This is a genomic window from Brevibacterium antiquum CNRZ 918, assembly GCF_900169145.1.
Lineage (GTDB): Bacteria > Actinomycetota > Actinomycetes > Actinomycetales > Brevibacteriaceae > Brevibacterium > Brevibacterium koreense.
In genome coordinates this window covers 52,205-68,729 of record NZ_FXZD01000001.1, presented here as the reverse complement: position 1 = coordinate 68,729, position 16,525 = coordinate 52,205, and the positions used below count along the sequence as shown (strand labels likewise).

Genomic DNA, 16,525 nt, shown 5'->3' with positions numbered 1-16,525 from the left:
CGGACTCGCCCTATTTCGGAGCGTCCTGAGCCGGTGACGCGATGTCCTTGCTGGGACTGCCACCGACTACAGGCAGCTTCTCATCCGATCGTAGATTGGGACGGAGGTCTTCGCGGGTATTGGCACGCGGGCCGGGGACAACTGTCGGCTTCTTTTCTCCGCTGACGTCGATCGGCGGCGCATCGATGATCTTCCCGGTCTTCGCATCGAGGAATTCGGGCGAGGAGTCGCGGACCAGTCCGAGCTCTTCGGCCGCGATCGAGATGTTCTGCGGAGATTCGCGGTACGAATTGTCTTCGACCAGTCGATCCTTCTGCTCGGCCAGCTGTTCCTTCTCAGAATTCAGCTGGTCGATCTGATACGAGGTGTGGGAGATGAAGATGTTGAGCAGCAGCACTGCGACCAAAGTGGCGACGAGGATCGCCACGCACAGCATTGAGAACGGGACCCTGGCTTTCGGCAGCTCGAATTTGAGGAGCATGAGCCGCGGCGGTGTTGGCTGACTGACGTGCTCTTCGAGACGCCGCGTCCGTTCAGTGACACGGGATTGGCGGACGGCCGCTTGCGCGTTCCTCACGATTGTTTCTCCCTGATCTTCTGTACTGCACGCAATCGCACGCTCTTGGCGCGAGGGTTCCTGTCTGCTTCGTCGCTGTCGGCCAGTTCGGCACCCCGAATGATTTCGGACAACCATGGTTGGAGCTCTTCGGGAACGACCGGCATGTCTGGCGGCGCCGAGGTGGTGGTCGCGGAGCGGAAGATCTTCTTCACGATCGTGTCCTCGAGGGACTGGTACGACTCGATGACCGCAACTCCCCCGATGTGCAGTGCCTTCAATGCCTCAGGGAGAGCAGTCCGCAGCACACCGAGTTCGTCGTTGACTTCGATGCGCAGGGCTTGGAACGTTCGCTTCGCGGGATGAGACTTCTTCTTCGTCTGAGGGAGAACCCGTCCCAGCATCGCTGCGAGCTGCTGGGAAGTCTCCCAGGGGGCAGTCTCACGGTCGGTGACGATGATCTTTGCGATCCGACCCGCCATCTTCTCTTCGCCGTACTCACGGAGGATGCGGCGAAGTTCAGCTTCGGGGTAGGTGGCCAACACCTCGGCGGCGGTCAGGGGCTGGGTTCGGTCCATTCTCATGTCCAGGGGCGCCTCACGGGAGTAGGAGAATCCTCGTTCGTCCTCGTCGAGCTGCAGGGACGATACCCCGAGGTCGAGGAGAACGGCACTGATGTGATCGACGCCGAGGTCATCAAGGATCTCTGGGATCTCGTCGTCGACGGCATGGACGATGTCGATGCGGTCAGAGAAGGGCGCGAGTCGCTTCGCAGCGATGTCGATGGCCTGGGTATCGCGATCGACTCCGATGAGGTGGACATCAGGGAAGGCTGTGAGGATGGCTTCCGAGTGCCCGCCCATCCCCAGGGTTCCGTCCACGACGATCGGTGAGTGACCATTGTCTCTGGCAGCTTGGACCCCGACCCCGATGAGCTCGACCACGCGCTCCAGGAGCACCGGTACATGCTGATCGTTCATAGGTGAGTCCTTCGTGGATGGTGGTCGTGGGGGTGAACTGCTGGAGCCAGAACCTTGTCCGCCGCCGCCCTGGCACCGGGGAAGTGTGTCAGGACTGCCGAGCTTCGGAAACGGGGAAGTTCCCCGAAACTCGAACACGGCGGGCAAGGATCAAACCCGAGCAGAATCAGATCACTCCAGGGATCACCTCGTTCTCACGTTCAGCGAATGTCTGCTGAGCGCCGACCAGGTAGTTATCCCATGTCGGTGAATCCCAGATCTCGACACGGTTGCCCATGCCGATCACTGCAACTTCCCGTGTCAGTGATGCGTACTGCCGCAATATGTTCGGGACCGTGATGCGTCCCTGTTTGTCCGGCTGATCTGCAAAGGCCGCCGACAGGAACACACGCTGGTAATCGCGAGCTTCCTTATTCGTCTTCGGCGCGTTCTGGATTCGCTCGTGCTCGGCTTCGAATTCCGTGGTGGGGAACAGGGTGAGGCAGTTCTCCTGTCCACGGGTCAATACGAGACCGGGCGAAAGCTCCTCCCGGAACTTTGCGGGCAGGATGAGCCGACCTTTGTCGTCGAGCTTCTGCAAATGAGTGCCCAAGAACATGTCGTCTCACCCCTTTCGAAACCCAATTGGCTCCGATAGCAACCACAGTACTCCACTTCCCTCCACCCAATCTAGTGGCCCACTACCCAAAGACCTATTCGACCCATAAAACCCCAGGTCAGACAGGTGGAGGAAAGTGGGGAAAATTTGTGATCGGCGAGTCGCAAGTGGTGCGCTGAGGCCCTTTTCAAGCGCTTCCCGACCGTCGCTGCAGTCTCGACGCGGAGCCAGGCGGGGGCCCAGATCCCTGAATTTCCGGGGCAGACCGATGCTTGCGACCACTCGGGGAGGAAAGTGGGGGCCTCCGGTGGAGGAAAGTGGGGAGGAAAGTGGGGGGGGGCGATGTGGGGAGGAAAGTGGGGAACGATGTGGAGGCGCCCAATTCAGCCGGGCAGGGAGACAGCTGCGCAGCCCCGCAGCCACCGGCACCGTGGCAGAAACACCAGGCTCAGTCGCCGGCTAAAGCATCACCAGAGAGATCGGACGGTGACTGTTCGAAAGGCCGAGCGGCGTCCATGTGGATGCAGGACACGGGATAGGGGACAATGGGATCATGTCGATCAGCCAAGAAGGTACTCAGACCAATTCCGTGATCGGTGCCGAGCACATCGAATGGGTGCAGCAACTGACCTCACGGGCACGCACGGCGATGAACGCCGTCCTCGAAGGCAAGGACGAAGCTGTCGGACTGTCCTTGGTAGCACTCCTGGGCGGAGGCCATGTCCTCCTCGAGGACGTGCCCGGAGTCGGGAAGACTCTGTTGGCACGAGCCATGGGGAAGGTCGTCGATGGTTCGGTCAGGCGCATCCAGTTCACTCCCGACCTGCTGCCGACCGACGTTGTCGGTGTGAACCTGTTCAATCAGGAGACCCGACACTTCGAGTTCCGGCAAGGCCCGGTATTCGCCAATATCGTCATCGCCGACGAGATCAACCGCGCCTCCCCCAAAACTCAGTCCGCAATGCTTGAGTGCATGGCCGAAGGGCAGGCCACCATTGACGGCGAGACCTACCAGATGCCCTCGCCTTTCATCGTCGTCGCCACTCAGAACCCGATCGACATGGAAGGTACTTACGCACTTCCCGAAGCGCAGCGGGACCGCTTCATGACTCGCATCTCCCTGGGCTACCCCAACACTGCTGACGAGATCGACCTCCTCGACAACCAGATCGAGCACGATCCGCTCTCCAGCGCGACTCCGGTGACCAGCCTCGAGCAGATCAACCAGGCCCGGGGAATCATCCGACATGTCAGCGCAACCAGGCAGCTGCGCGAATACATCGTCTCCATCCTCCACGCCAGCCGCAATGACGAGGCCATCCTTCTCGGATGCTCGCCCAGAGGTGGTGTTCACCTTCTCCGAGCGGCCAAGGCTCGCGCCGCTCTCTCGGGCCGGACCTTTGTGACACCGGACGACATTCAGGCGCTGGCCCCCTACATCCTGGCTCACCGGATCATCCCGCGCGATGGCGACGATTCCGAGCTGGCAGCCGAGCTGATCGGCCGGCTCCTGGCCCGAGTGCCCATCTCGACGGTTCAGTGACCACATGCGTCTGAGCACCTCGGGAATCATCTTCATCCTCGCCGGAGTCGCACTGATCATCACCGCGTATCGGTTCGCGCTCCCCGGGCTGCTGCCTGCTGGGATTCTGCTTCTGGCGCTGGTCCTCCTCTCGGCGCTGCTGATCACCTGGGGCACCCGCCGTGTTTCGATCACGCTGCGGACGGGACTGCCCACGGTGGCACTGCCTCAGTCCAGAGACCGCTACCCGCTGGCGCACGAGGGAAAAGAGGTCCAGGTCGAGGCCCTGGTGACTAACACCGGGCGTCTGGCCCTCCCGTCCTCGACCATCAGCTTCGTGGCAGCTGAGGGCTTCGGCGATTCCACGGTCGGGCAAGTTCCTCCCCTGACTCACGGTGCCTCTCAGACCGTCTTGACATCCTTTACACCCAATCGTCGTGGTCTCAGCGGAGTTGAAACCGTGCTGATCACTGTTTCGGGTCCCTTCGGCCTGGTGACGAGGAAGAAAAAGGTCGTCGCCGGATATCCTGTGGCTGTCTCAGTGCCGATCCTTCCCGCACGGATTCCCTCCGACTCGGCGATCAGACCGGCCCGTCTGGATGACGGCAAGGTGCGCGCCGGCCACACTGCTCGGGACTTCCACACGCGCGAGTACGTGCCCGGAGACGATCTCAGACACGTCCACTGGCCGAGCACCGCGAAGTCTGGTGAGCTCATGGTCCGTCACGAAGCTGACGAGGAGACGCGCTACGCACTCATCGTCGTCGATCTCAAGGGAGAGGACGGCCACCCGGATTCCCTCGAAATCGAATTCCTCCTGGCCGCAGCGGCTGCCGCCGGGACGGCTTTTCTGCGTGCTGACTATGAGGTCTTCGTCGTCGCCCCCGGCCATCAGATCAGGTTCAAAGGACAGCGCGATATCGACAGACTGCGATTGCTCACCGCCCTCGTCGAGGCCGGCAAAGTGCAACTGCCTTCCCATGACAACCCCAACCACATAGTTATCTGCGCCGTTGATGACGGTCGAGGACAAGAGCTGGCAGCACAATTCTCCCGGCGCGTTCCGGTCACCGTGCGCAGCCTCGACGACATCAATGATCTGACGATGGTGGGACTGAGCGAGGATCTGCCCGAATCATGGACCGCATTCGATTCGAAGCGGGTGAAGCGATGAGCCCCGACACAACTGAGAGCCCCGACAGGCATCCCTCGGCTTGGCTCGAGGCCTGTGCCGTGTTCGTGGCCATGATTTTGGCCGCAATCGGGCTCTCCGCCGTGTTCTCCGACTTCGCATGGCTTCCCTCTGTCCTCATCTCGATCCTCCTGATCGTCGTCGTCGGCGCAATCTTCCGCAGCGTCCCGGTCCTTCGAGCCACCGGAGCTGCTGTCATCGCACAATGCATCGTGGGCCTGATCACAGTCCTCGTACTGTGTGCACCGAGCACGCTTGTTCTCGGTGTCGTGCCCACCGGCAGTTCATTCACCACCGTGATCGATCTGCTGTCCTCGGGAGTCAGCGATCTGTACGCCACCACTCCCCCAGCAGCCAGCACTCCTGGCTTCACCACGATGCTGACGATCGCGTTCACCCTGATCACCATCCTCATCGACGGACTCGTCTCCGACCTCAGAGCCCCCAAAGTCAGTGGTGTTCTGCTCCTGGTGCTGTGGATGATCCCGGTCTTCTTCGCCCCCACCCAAGTCCAGTGGTGGCACGTCGTCGCCATCTTGGCGGCCTTCCTCCTACTCATGCTCAGCCCATACTTACCCGCAGCGAAGTGGCGCGGCGGCCTGACCGCAACCGTGGCCGGAGCTGTGGCTGTCGCAATCGGCATCGGAGTTCCCGTGCTGCTGCCGGAGGTTCCGACCCTGCCTGATCGGGCGTCGAGCGACAAGGGCGACCTCACCGTGACGAACCCGTTCCTCGACCTACGTGCCGATCTCGGTGACCGTGACGATTCGACCATCTTCGACTACACCACGACAGAGTCCAAAGGACAGCCGATCAGGCTGACCTCAATCAGCTCCTTTGACGGCCAGTCCTGGGCACCGACCCCTTTCCCCCTCGATCCCTTCGCCATCGCAAACGAGGGCTTGCCCTGGCCAGAGGGACTCCCACGGGAGAAGAACTACAGTGAAGAGCGCATCGACGTCACAATCACTGACGAATTCGATCAGCAGTATCTTCCCACCCCGTACGCCCCACAGCAGCCGACCGGTTTAAACCGGCGCTGGATCTATGACGAGAAATCGCTGACAGTCGTCGGCAATGGTGAGAAGTCCGGTGGGCAGGACTACTCGATGGATTATCTCTCCATCAACCCTGACGTCAACGATCTGCAGAACGCAACACCCGTGAACTCCAGCGATTTCGAGACGGAACTCGAAGTCCCGGACAGCCTGCCGGGCAGCGTCAAGGAGACCGCTGAGAAGATCACAGCGGACGCAGACAACCAATGGGAAGCCGCCGTCCTGCTCCAGGCCTATTTCCGCGGAGGCGACTTCGAATATTCGCTGGATGCTCCCGAAAGAGCCAGCGGAGATGCGATCTCCGACTTCCTCGTCGACAAGAAGGGATACTGCGTTCAGTTCTCATCGGCGATGACCATCATGGCCCGAACGATGGGAATTCCGGCACGCATCGGTGTCGGCTTCGGCGAAGGCACCGAGGCCGGCGGGGGCTTCGAGGTCAGCATGCAGGATTCGCATGCGTGGCCGGAATTGTACTTCGAGGGAGCCGGATGGGTCCGCTTCGAGCCCACTCCAGGCGGTCCCGCCGGCGACCCGCCCAAATGGACGGTGGCCAGCGGCAGCACCACAGAGAACTCCGAGGAGGATTCCACAGAGACCTCGTCTCCGTCAGAGGAGCCCACAGACGGCTCCAAGGAGTCCGAAGCAGCGGAGTCCGAGAGCCCCAGTACTGAGACGGCAGCGGCTGGAGAACCAGCTGGTGCGAATCTCGGTACGTACCTGTGGGCGAGCCTCATCGTGCTTGTGCTCCTGCTGCTCGCAGCGATACCCGCTCTGTGGAGACTCATCCTGCGCCATCGACGCACACGGGACCCCGGACAGCTCGAAAAGGTCTGGACGGAGGTCAGGGCACTGTCGACCGACTATGGTCAGAGCCTCGACCCCAGCCGAACACTGCGATTCAACGAACTCGTACTGGCCGGCAGGAACAGCGGCGGGACTGATGAATCTGGCGACTCCACTGCGGAACCTGGTTCTTCGTCATCTGAGTCACGAGGCGATTCCGGTGATGGATTCACCGCGTTGCGCAGCCCGGCCCCGCCTTCGGGGGCACACCGCGCCGTCGATGACAGTGCCTTGTCGGCCTTCGTAGACGCTCTTGAGGCCCAACGATACGGTGCGAGTGAGAAGAGCATCTCGTCACCTGAGGTCAGTGCCCTCATCGATGAAGTCCGGACAGACCTCGCGGACAACGCGTCTCCCGGAAACAGGATCACCGCCAGAATCTGGCCGGCCAGCATCTTCAATCCACCGCGCTGATTGCGATTGCCTGTCGCTGCTCCCGATGCCCTTCGTGTCCGGGGCAGCGCCCATTCAAGCGCCACCGCTGCAGCCTCAGTGGGAATAGACTTCCTCAACGGGCGTGGGCCTTCTCAACGGGAGTGGGCCTGGCCAGTGCGTGTGCGGTATCGGCAGGCGTGAACGGTATCGGCAGGCGTGAGCCCTCACCGCGGAGTTCCCTCGCCGTCGCTGCTCTGCACCGGTATGACCATGACCACGGACGATCTACTGCGAGCAACAGCGCCCACACAAGCCGGCGCTCGTGCGTGCCGACACCTGCAAGCGCCGATGCCTACGTATGCCCGATAGCGAGCACGAAAAAGCGCCCCTGCGGAGAGGACGCTTCGCTGGTGCGTAGTTGTGCGCCGAGGGTTCGTCGGAGGCAATCCGCACGCAATGACGATCGGGTTTCAGATCATCCGGCTGTGAATCACTCTCACCGGCACATCTGAGCACCGCGAGAGTCACTCACCGCGCTGGCGCTTCTCCCACCGGTCTTCGATCCGGTTCATGAAACCGGTCGATCCCTTCGCCTCAGACTGTGGACCATTCGAAGGCTGAGCTCGCTTCGTCTTGTCGCCGATCTGACGTGGGCGGCTGAAAGCCCAGTACATGCCGGCAACCATAAGACCGAATCCGACAACGCCGAGGATGATCCACCAGGCGCTGTTCGTCACCATGGAAATGGCGAAAATCGTTGCAGCGAGCCCTACCAGGGTGAGCAGAATACCCAGTACGAACCGCTTTGCGGAGAACCCCGGCCCGTTGGCTGCGGCCTGGGTTTCTGAAATATTGCGTGCGAACCGTGGGTCTTCACTGCGCAACTGCTTCTCCAACTGATCGAGCAGCTGCTGTTCGTGATCGGAGAGTGGCATCTCGAACCCCCGTTTCCTTACTCTGGCCTGATGACACAATCATAGTCTCTGAACACCGAAAAAACACCTTGGGGACCGTTGCATGCCCGGATTCCCACTGCGTCCTCAGACTATGGTGCGCCTCACCGCCTAAACGTGGTCTGGACCCGTATTTTCGTGGTCATGACGCCTTCTGAGCAGAGACGCCTGGGAGATCGAGGCGGTCCCAAATTTCTTCCGCACATCGTCGAGGGCAACTTCTGCCTCTCTGCCCGAGTGCTCTGCCTCGTCCAATCGCGCCTGCCTGCCGCTGACCGCGAAATCCATCAGACCGGCTGCGCGGATACCCAGCAGACGCACCCCCTTGGATTTCTGCTCCCGCAGGTTCCTCATTGCCGGTCGCAGGGCCTCATAGATCTCGCGGGCGAGGTCGGTCGGAGCATCGAGAGTGATCGATCGCGACAATGTCGTGAAATCCGCAAGACGATATTTCAGTCCCAAAGTAGTGGCGACCTTGCCATCGGCTCGAACCCTGTGCGCAACTTTGTCAGACAAGCGCAGCAGCTCGTGCTCCAGCTGGCTCAGATCCCAGACGTCGTCATTGAAGGTGTGCTCAGCACTGATCGACCGGTCTTTGACCTGCCTGTCCATCCCATGTGAGTCCAGTCCGTGGGCACTGCGCCACAGATGCTGGCCATGGGCACCGAAGACCCGACCCGCCCAGGCTTCGTCGACTGCCGCCAAATCCCCGATCAGGCGTATTCCGTACCTGAAGAACCCTTCCTTCGTCTTCTCCCCCACTCCCGGAAGCGCTTCAATCGGCATCGGATCGAGGAATTCCTGAGTAGCCGGCAGCGGGACGAGCAGCTGTCCGTGTGGCTTGGCACGGGTGGACGCGAGTTTCGCCACGACACGGCTGCCGGCGATCCCCACTGATGCACTCAGTCCTGTCTGTGCTTCGATCTCGGTTCGCAGCTCAGACGTGATCAGTACCGGAGGTCCCAATCTGCGCACCGCCGCGGACACGTCGATATAGGCTTCGTCGACACTGACCTGTTGAAAATCAGGAGTCACCTCGCCCACCAGGTCGAAGACCTTTTGGGAATACGAGGAGTACAGACCGTGAGAAGGAGGGATCACCTCGGCGAAGGGGCAGAGACTCATCGCCCGACCCATGGGCATGGCCGCATGGACTCCGAACTCACGAGCCTCATAGCTGGCCGACACCACGACACCCCGCCCGCTGCGACCACCGACGATGACGGGACGACCAAGAAGCTCCGGACGGCTCAGAAGCTCCACCGACACGAAGAAGGAATCCATGTCGAGGTGGAGCATCGTGGCACCGGTGTCATCCGTCCCGAGACGGCTGAGATCGCCACCGGACCGTGCCAGCTGCTTACGGCTCATCGCGCACCCATGTGTCTGCGTTGGCTCCTTTCGGCTCCCGTCCCTCAGTCCGGGTAGTCTGTAGACATGGTATCGCGCGCCACTGTCATGACATTGCCCCTCGCCGCCGCTCTCGTCCTCGCCGGATGTTCGGGACCGGCCAACGAGGCGGCAGAAGGAACGCCCACTGCAGAAGAGACCCAGTCTTCGGCCGCCGCCTCACCGCCTGAGGGTTCGGAGGCCGCGAGCAGCGAACAGCCGAGCAAGGATTCGGAGTCTGCTTCCACTAACGTCGAAGACCTTCCGGGCTATCTCAAGCCCTACCCGGACTCGACCGTGTTGTCGAGCGCTCGAGCGAAAGCCGAAACCGGAGCCGATTCGGGGAAGCTCGAACAGGTCAGTCTGGTCATGAGCGCCAAGGCCAAGCCGAAGGACATCTTCACGTTCTACTCCAAGGCACTGACGAAGGCCGGTTTCGAATCGTACGGCGAAGAGATCAAGACGAAGAGTGCTCAAGTCGTGAACTTCCGACACAAGGACAATGACGGTCTGCTCGTCGTCACGATCGCCCAGGACCCGTCGGAGAAGGCGAATTCGATCGTGACGGTCGGCGGGAACATCGTGCCATGATGGGTGCCGATGCTCCGTCCACGGTTGGCGCGGGAGCTGCGGAGACAGCAGAGAGTTCTCACCAGAACAGCACCATCGACGCTCTTGATTCGCCGGAGTCCATTGCGGCCGAGGTATCGACGAGGATCGAAGTTTTCCTCGAATCGAAGGCAGCCGAGTTCCTCGCGATCTCACCGGATGCCCACGACATAGGGCAAGCTCTCCTCGACTTCACTCGGGGCGGGAAGATGATTCGTCCGGTCCTGCTGTGGTGGGGTTTCCAGCTGGCAGTCGGCGATGATCAGTCCCGGGATCGTCTGGCTGGCGGTGTCGCCGAAGCCGCGGGATCGCTCGAGCTTCTCCACGCGGCCGCCCTCATCCATGACGACGTCATCGATCATTCCGATACACGTCGCGGCAAGCCGTCGCTGCATCGCCGATTCGAGGCCCGCCACTGTGAACGCCGCTACCAAGGCGGAGCCGAACCCTTCGGTGTCGCGGCCGCCATCGTCATCGGAGACATCTGCCTCGCACTCAGCGAAGAGCTCTTCGAGAAGTCCCAGACAGTCCTGGGCATCACGTCCTCAGCGCGAAGTCTGCGGGCCACGCTCCGACGCGATGTGATGGTCGGGCAGTACCTGGATGTCCTCGCCGAGGTGGTCCCACTTGAGGACGAACGCATCGGCGAACGGGCGTGGGAAGTTCTCAGCTACAAGTCCGCGAAGTATTCGGTTGAACAGCCCCTCCTGCTCGGCGCGGCACTGGGAGGTGCCGACGAGGATCAGCTTGCGGAAATCTCCAGATTCGGGCTCCCGCTGGGCCAGGCATTCCAACTCCGCGACGATGTGCTCGGCGTCTTCGGCGACCCTGCCGCCACAGGTAAACCTGCAGGCGATGACATCCGTGAGGGCAAGCGCACAGTTCTCATTGCGGAGAGCATGAAGAACCTCAGCCCGAAGCAGGTTCAGTTCATGGCCGAGCGTCTCGGAGACCCGAATCTCTCTGATGCCGAGGTGGGAGAATGCGTGGCGATGCTCACTGAGTCAGGGGGACTCGATGCAGTCGAGTCCTTCATCCGGACCAAATATGACGAAGCTCTGTCTGTGGTCCGACAATGGGCGACTGCAGGCCCCCACTCTGACACCGCCCGGACGAAGATCGGCCCCACGGCTCTCGATCAGCTCGAGAGGTTCGCAGAGGCTCTCAGCTATCGAAGGAGCTGAGTGCCCCCGCTGAAGAGCTAGAAGGCCAGGGCCTGTGCCCGTCGCCTGACCTCTTTGCGGTTACCGGCCCGCAGCAGATCGATGGGACGACCGGGCAGGGAGTCATCCGGGGTGAAGAGCCAGTCGATGGCCTCTTGATCATCGAAGCCCGCATCCCGCAAAGTGCTCAGGGTGCCTTTCAGAGGGGTGAGCACCGAGCCGTCGATGAAGAATGCTGTCGGCACCCTCATCACTTTGGGCTTCCCGTGCTTGTAGCCGCAGATAGCACCGTCCTCCATGAGCCTGCGCACCTGCATGATGTCAAGGCCTGTCGACTCGGCGATATCTGGCAATGTGGCCCAATCCTGGACGAGTTCTTCCGTATTCACATCCTCAAGCCTAGCAATATTTGAGAGAAACACCCCGCCATGCGGAGTCGAATGCTCGAGTGCGAGCCGGGCACTCGATAGTCTGGAGAGTGAAACTTCCCCATCCGATATGAAGTCAGCAGGTGACAGATGAGACGCATGCAACGGAATCCTCAGGTGCCCGTTACCGCCGCTCCTGACATCCGGGCTGCTTCGAAGGTGAATTCCACCGGACCCATTCCGGGCCTCACCGACCCCATTCCCACAGATCGTGACAACGCTGACATCGACTTCGCCGAGGCACCATCCTCTCCCCGTGCCGACGACTCCCCCCGTGCTGACGAGCATGAGAACTCCCCCAGCACAATCACCGACCGCCCACCGTCGACGGTGACTGCGCCGGGACCGCAATGGACGTCTGGAACCAACGGCGAGACCATTCCGGTGACTCACGGCGGTCGAACCTACAAGACCAAAGAAGGCGACACTCTGTACGGAGTCGCCAGCAAACACGGCGTTTCCGTGCCTGCTCTGGCTGAGCTCAATCGCATTTCGCCGCGTCAGAATCTCCGTCAGGGTCAGGTGCTGTCCCTGCCCGAGAAGAACGACCTGCCCGATACCGACCCGTCACATCTCGTCGCGCCGGGTGAAACGCTGCCCGGAATCGCCGCCAGACACCAGATGTCTCCCGGGGCGCTGCGTCGCGCAAATTCGATGGGCGGCGATTCCTTCCTCCAGGTGGGTGAACTGCTGCTGCTCAGGGATTCGACGGCTCGACGCCATCGCACGCCTCCAGAACCTCCGACCGACATTCCGCGGGTCGCGACGAGCGCGCAGGTCGAGGGCATTCGGCCCAATGTGCTTGCAGCCGCCCGTCTCAACAAGTTCACTCTTCTGCAAAGAACTCACCCAGCACCGGCCCAGGCCCGAATCATCGTTGCGTCAATCGCCGAGGAACTCGGTGCCGACCCAGCACTCATGCAGGCTGTTGCCGCACAGGAATCAGGTTTCCAGCACACCACGGTCTCAGCTGGGAATGCCATCGGCATCATGCAGGTCACCCCTCGCTCGGGCAGATGGGCCAGCGACATCGTCGGACGCAGCCTCGATCTCCTCGACATCGCCGATAACATCGTTGCGGGAACTGTGATCTTGGGGTGGCTGGTCGAAACTGCAGAATCAGAGAACGAGGCGCTGGCAGGCTATTACCAGGACCTGCGCTCTGTGAGATCCGAGGGACTGCTTCCTGAGACGAAGGCATTCGTCCGCAGCGTTCAAATGCAGCGACAGCGAATGCAGGAGGCGCTATGAGTGCCCGCACGGATCCGCTCATCGGCACTGTTCTCAATGATCGGTATCGCATCGATGGGAAGATCGCACGCGGTGGAATGGCCATGGTCTACCGCGGCACGGATCTGCGTCTCGACCGTGAGATCGCGATCAAGGTCATGCATGAACACCTCATCAGCGACGAGACCTTCGTCGAACGATTCCGACGCGAGGCCATCAACGCCGGGCGACTGACCCACCCGAATCTTGTGGCCATCCATGATCAGGCCCGCGACGGTGACACCGTCTATCTCGTCATGGAGTACCTGCCGTCGGTGACCTTGCGCCGTGAGCTCAAGCACCGGGGCACCTTCACTCCTCGTCAGGCGATCGTCGTCCTCGATGCGATCCTCGCCGCACTCGAAGCAGTCCATTCCACGGGAATCATCCATCGAGATCTCAAACCTGACAATGTCCTCCTCGGCACCGACGGACAGGTCAAGCTCGCGGACTTCGGCTTGGCACGCGCTGTCACCACCGCGACTACGACAAAGACTCTGATCGGCACCGTCGGATATGTGGCCCCCGAGCTCGTCACACGTGCGGGAGCGGATATCCGCACCGACCTCTACACGGTCGGCATCATGTTCTACGAGATGCTCACCGGGATGCAGCCATATACGGACGAAGTCCCGATCCAGGTCGCCTACCGCCACGTACACGATTCCGTACCACCCCCGTCTGACCAGGTCACCGGCCTCAGCCCCCGCCTCGACGCACTGGTGCTGTGGGCGACGTCCAAAGATCCTGACGATCGTCCCGACGATGCCGCGGAATTCCGCCATGCCCTCGCCGAGGCTCGATCCGAGATGAGCGAAAGCGAACTCGACCTCGGCGACCCCAATGTCATACCGGGTGAGCACTCCTCCGAACTGACAGCAAGCATCGATCTCGGAGCTGAAGCCCCGAAGGAGAAGCGATCGCGCACCGATGAGATTCCCTACCTGGAGAACGACGAAGACGAGGACAGCGAGGACGCCGAGGCGAACAGCTCCCACACTGATCCCGACCAGGAATCTGCCGCAGTGGGAGCCATCGCTGCGGCTGGGGCCGCAGGCGTCGGTGCGAGCGGAGCCGCTGCTGTTATGCAGGCAGACGATGCCGGGCATCCTACCGATGGTGCGTCCCAGGAGAACATCGATCACAGCGCCGAAGACGGACCCGGCCACGGCGAAGACGACTCCGATGACAAGGCCGCAGCCGCGGCCGCTGCAGGGACAGCCTCGGCGAGTGCGGCACCGAACCGTCGACGCAGACGACGGCTGGCTACGACCATCGGCGCCGCGTTGCTCGTCCTCGCCCTTGTGGCCTGGCTGGTCATCGCGAACCTTCCCGCGCCTACCTCCATCGTTCCTGCTCAGCTGGCAGGCAAAGACCTTGACAAGGTGACCTCGCAGATTGAGGACACCGGTCTCGATGCGCAGCCGAAGGAAGTCTTCGACGACAGCGTCCCGGCTGGTGTCGTCATCGGAACCGACCCGGTCGGTGGAGCCGAACTTGCCCCCGACTCGACCGTCACTGTTGTCGTGTCCAAGGGCGAAGAGATGTTCGCAGTTCCCAAGCTCGAGGGCCTCAGCGCCGATGACGCTGAGGCCGCGCTGAAGAAGGCAGACCTGAAACTTGGCAAGGTCGACAAGGAATACAGCGACGCCGTGGACAAGGACGACGTCATCTCGGCATCGAAGAAGTCGGGCGAGGACCTGTCCAAGGGCACCAAGGTGGACCTGGTGGTGTCCAAGGGCGTCAAACCGACCCCCGTGCCCAATGTCGAGGGCCTGACGTTCGACGCAGCATATGCCACCCTGGCCAAACGCGGATTCCGTGTGGGCAAGGACGAAGTATTCTCCGACGACGTTCCCAAGGGCAAGGTCGTCTCACAGTGGCCGAAGAGCTCCGAAGCGAAGCCCTATGACTCCCTCATCATCGTCCGCATCTCCAAAGGCAAGGAGAAGAAAGACGAGTCCAAGGACGACAAGAAGGACGAGAAGAAGAAGGACGAGTCCAAGGACAGCAAAAAGGACAAGGACACGAAGAAGGGCGACTGATCCGGTCGATCAGAGTCCGACCCTGGTGCGGGTCTTCTCCTGAAGCTGAATGACACCGGTGGCCGTGCGATCTGATCGCACGGCCACCGGTGTCAGTGCTGTCGGCAGAAGACGAGTCGAGGTCTGCCGACTGATTCTCACATCAGTTGCGACGAGTGAGGTACTCCGCGACCTGGAATGCCATCTCCAGTGACTGGTCGTGATTGAGACGTGGATCGACCAGCGTCTCATAGCGACGGCGCAGGCCCTCGTCGTCGATCTCGGTCGCTCCGCCCATGATCTCTGTGACGTCGTCACCGGTGAGCTCGATGTGCAGGCCGCCCGGAACGGTCCCGGCATCCTGATGCGCGGTGAAGAAGCCTTCCACCTCGGCCATGACGTCTTCGAACCGGCGGGTCTTGTACCCGGTGTTCGAAGTGATGGTGTTGCCGTGCATCGGGTCGCAGACCCAGGTGACGTGGGGCAGACGGTCCCCGATTCCGGCAAGCAGCTTCGGCAACGCCTCGGTGATCTTCCCCGCACCCATGCGAGTTACGAAAGTCAGTCGGCCAGGCTCGGCCTCAGGGTCCAGCTTCTCAGCCAGCGCCAGAGCGTCATCGGCCGTGGCTGTCGGACCGAGTTTGACGCCGATCGGATTGCGGACCTTCGACAGGAAATCCACGTGGGCTCCGTCAATGTCACGAGTGCGTTCGCCGATCCACAAGAAATGTCCGGACACATCGTAGGCCTGGCCCGTGCGCGAATCGATCCGGGTCAGTGCGCGTTCGTATTCGAGCAGCAGCGCCTCGTGAGCGGCGTAGAACTCAGTGGTCTTCAACGCGTCGAAGTCGGCTCCACACGCGTCCATGAAACGGATTGCACGATCGATTTCGCGCGCAGTCTGCTCGTAACGCTGGTAGCCGGGGTTCGACGTCAGGAACCCACGATTCCACTCGTGGACGAGTCGCAGGTCTGCGAAACCGCCCTGGGTGAAGGCACGAATGAGGTTGAGTGTGGAAGCGGAGACATGGTAGCCCTGCAGCAGCCGCGCAGGATCGTGACGGCGTGATTCCTCGTTGAATTCATAGCCGTTGACGATGTCGCCTCGATATGAGGGAAGCGTGACACCATCCCGCGTCTCCATATCGGCGGAACGGGGCTTGGCGAACTGGCCCGCCATGCGACCGATCTTGACGACCGGCATCGAACCACCGTAGGTGAGCACCGCCGCCATCTGCAGCACAGTCTGAACTCTGGCGCGGATCTTATCGGCCTGAGCCCCGGCGAAGGACTCGGCGCAGTCACCACCGGCAAGGACGAAGGCCTCACCGCGGGAGGCGGCCGCAATGCGCTGCTTGAGCACGTCGGCCTCGCCCGCGAAGATCAGTGGCGGAGAGCTGCGCAGGCTGGTCAGAGCATCATCGAGCGCCGACCCGTCAAGATAGGTCGGCTGCTGCTGCGGATCCATCTCACGCCAATCGTCAAGACCGCTGAGATCGTTCGTGCCAGCTGGAGCACTGTTCCTGTTGGCGAATACCGGATCGATATGGAAGCTCACAATCG

Annotated in this window: 14 protein-coding genes; 7 read left to right on the top strand and 7 right to left on the bottom strand. The window is 61.6% G+C overall.

Annotated elements, in window-relative coordinates:
* Positions 1-10: 10 nt before the first annotated feature.
* The 3 genes from BANT918_RS00300 to mraZ all read right to left on the bottom strand — a co-directional run bounded on the left by BANT918_RS00300 (position 11) and on the right by mraZ (position 2,134).
* Positions 11-481 carry a hypothetical protein gene (locus BANT918_RS00300; protein ID WP_233429190.1) on the bottom strand — a complete coding sequence of 157 codons (471 nt, stop codon included), beginning with the start codon at positions 479-481 and terminating at the stop codon, positions 11-13.
* A 92-nt stretch (positions 482-573) separates the two neighbouring features.
* Positions 574-1,536 (bottom strand): 16S rRNA (cytosine(1402)-N(4))-methyltransferase RsmH, encoded by a 963-nt coding sequence (gene rsmH / locus BANT918_RS00295; RefSeq protein ID WP_101618455.1) that lies wholly within the window; start codon positions 1,534-1,536, stop codon positions 574-576.
* A 166-nt stretch (positions 1,537-1,702) separates the two neighbouring features.
* Positions 1,703-2,134: a division/cell wall cluster transcriptional repressor MraZ gene (gene mraZ, locus BANT918_RS00290; protein ID WP_101618454.1), complete on the bottom strand. Its 432-nt coding sequence runs from the start codon at positions 2,132-2,134 to the stop codon at positions 1,703-1,705.
* 553 nt (positions 2,135-2,687) lie between these two features.
* Here mraZ and BANT918_RS00285 point away from each other — a divergent pair.
* Genes BANT918_RS00285 through BANT918_RS00275 form a run of 3 tightly spaced genes read left to right on the top strand, consistent with a single transcriptional unit; the run spans position 2,688 to position 7,166 of the window.
* Positions 2,688-3,677: an AAA family ATPase gene (locus BANT918_RS00285; protein WP_101618453.1), complete on the top strand. Its 990-nt coding sequence runs from the start codon at positions 2,688-2,690 to the stop codon at positions 3,675-3,677.
* Between the two features lie 4 nt (positions 3,678-3,681).
* The gene (locus BANT918_RS00280; RefSeq protein WP_101618452.1) at positions 3,682-4,830 is read left to right on the top strand and encodes a DUF58 domain-containing protein; all 1,149 of its coding nucleotides are present in this window, start codon (positions 3,682-3,684) and stop codon (positions 4,828-4,830) included.
* A complete protein-coding gene (locus BANT918_RS00275; protein ID WP_101618451.1) occupies positions 4,794-7,166 on the top strand; it encodes a transglutaminaseTgpA domain-containing protein in 2,373 nt (790 codons plus the stop codon). The genes BANT918_RS00280 and BANT918_RS00275 overlap by 37 nt, the downstream gene beginning before the upstream one ends.
* Positions 7,167-7,651: 485 nt before the next feature.
* On the opposite strand, the gene BANT918_RS00270 is transcribed toward BANT918_RS00275, so the two are convergent.
* Together BANT918_RS00270 and dinB are read right to left on the bottom strand one after the other, a co-directional pair.
* The gene (locus tag BANT918_RS00270; protein ID WP_101618450.1) at positions 7,652-8,062 is read right to left on the bottom strand and encodes a DUF3040 domain-containing protein; all 411 of its coding nucleotides are present in this window, start codon (positions 8,060-8,062) and stop codon (positions 7,652-7,654) included.
* A gap of 129 nt (positions 8,063-8,191) precedes the next feature.
* Positions 8,192-9,451 (bottom strand): DNA polymerase IV, encoded by a 1,260-nt coding sequence (dinB, locus tag BANT918_RS00265; protein WP_101618449.1) that lies wholly within the window; start codon positions 9,449-9,451, stop codon positions 8,192-8,194.
* Between the two features lie 66 nt (positions 9,452-9,517).
* On the opposite strand from dinB, the gene BANT918_RS00260 reads away from it, so the two are divergent.
* Positions 9,518-10,060, top strand: coding sequence for a hypothetical protein (locus tag BANT918_RS00260; protein WP_233429189.1), 543 nt, complete (start codon positions 9,518-9,520; stop codon positions 10,058-10,060).
* Entirely contained in the window at positions 10,057-11,262 is a 1,206-nt protein-coding gene (locus BANT918_RS00255) for a polyprenyl synthetase family protein (RefSeq protein WP_101618447.1), read from the top strand. The genes BANT918_RS00260 and BANT918_RS00255 overlap by 4 nt, the downstream gene beginning before the upstream one ends.
* A gap of 17 nt (positions 11,263-11,279) precedes the next feature.
* Here BANT918_RS00255 and BANT918_RS00250 read toward each other — a convergent pair whose 3' ends face one another.
* The gene (locus BANT918_RS00250) at positions 11,280-11,630 is read right to left on the bottom strand and encodes an Rv2175c family DNA-binding protein (protein WP_101618446.1); all 351 of its coding nucleotides are present in this window, start codon (positions 11,628-11,630) and stop codon (positions 11,280-11,282) included.
* A gap of 138 nt (positions 11,631-11,768) precedes the next feature.
* Here BANT918_RS00250 and BANT918_RS00245 point away from each other — a divergent pair, with 138 nt between their 5' ends.
* Entirely contained in the window at positions 11,769-12,920 is a 1,152-nt protein-coding gene (locus BANT918_RS00245) for a lytic transglycosylase (protein WP_101618445.1), read from the top strand.
* Positions 12,917-14,983, top strand: a complete 2,067-nt coding sequence (locus BANT918_RS00240; protein ID WP_101618444.1) for a protein kinase domain-containing protein — start codon at positions 12,917-12,919, stop codon at positions 14,981-14,983. Before BANT918_RS00245 ends, BANT918_RS00240 begins: the two co-directional genes overlap by 4 nt.
* Positions 14,984-15,125: 142 nt before the next feature.
* On the opposite strand, the gene BANT918_RS00235 is transcribed toward BANT918_RS00240, so the two are convergent.
* On the bottom strand, positions 15,126-16,520 hold the full coding sequence (locus BANT918_RS00235; RefSeq protein WP_101618443.1) for a class II 3-deoxy-7-phosphoheptulonate synthase: 1,395 nt from the start codon (positions 16,518-16,520) through the stop codon (positions 15,126-15,128).
* Positions 16,521-16,525: the final 5 nt, after the last annotated feature.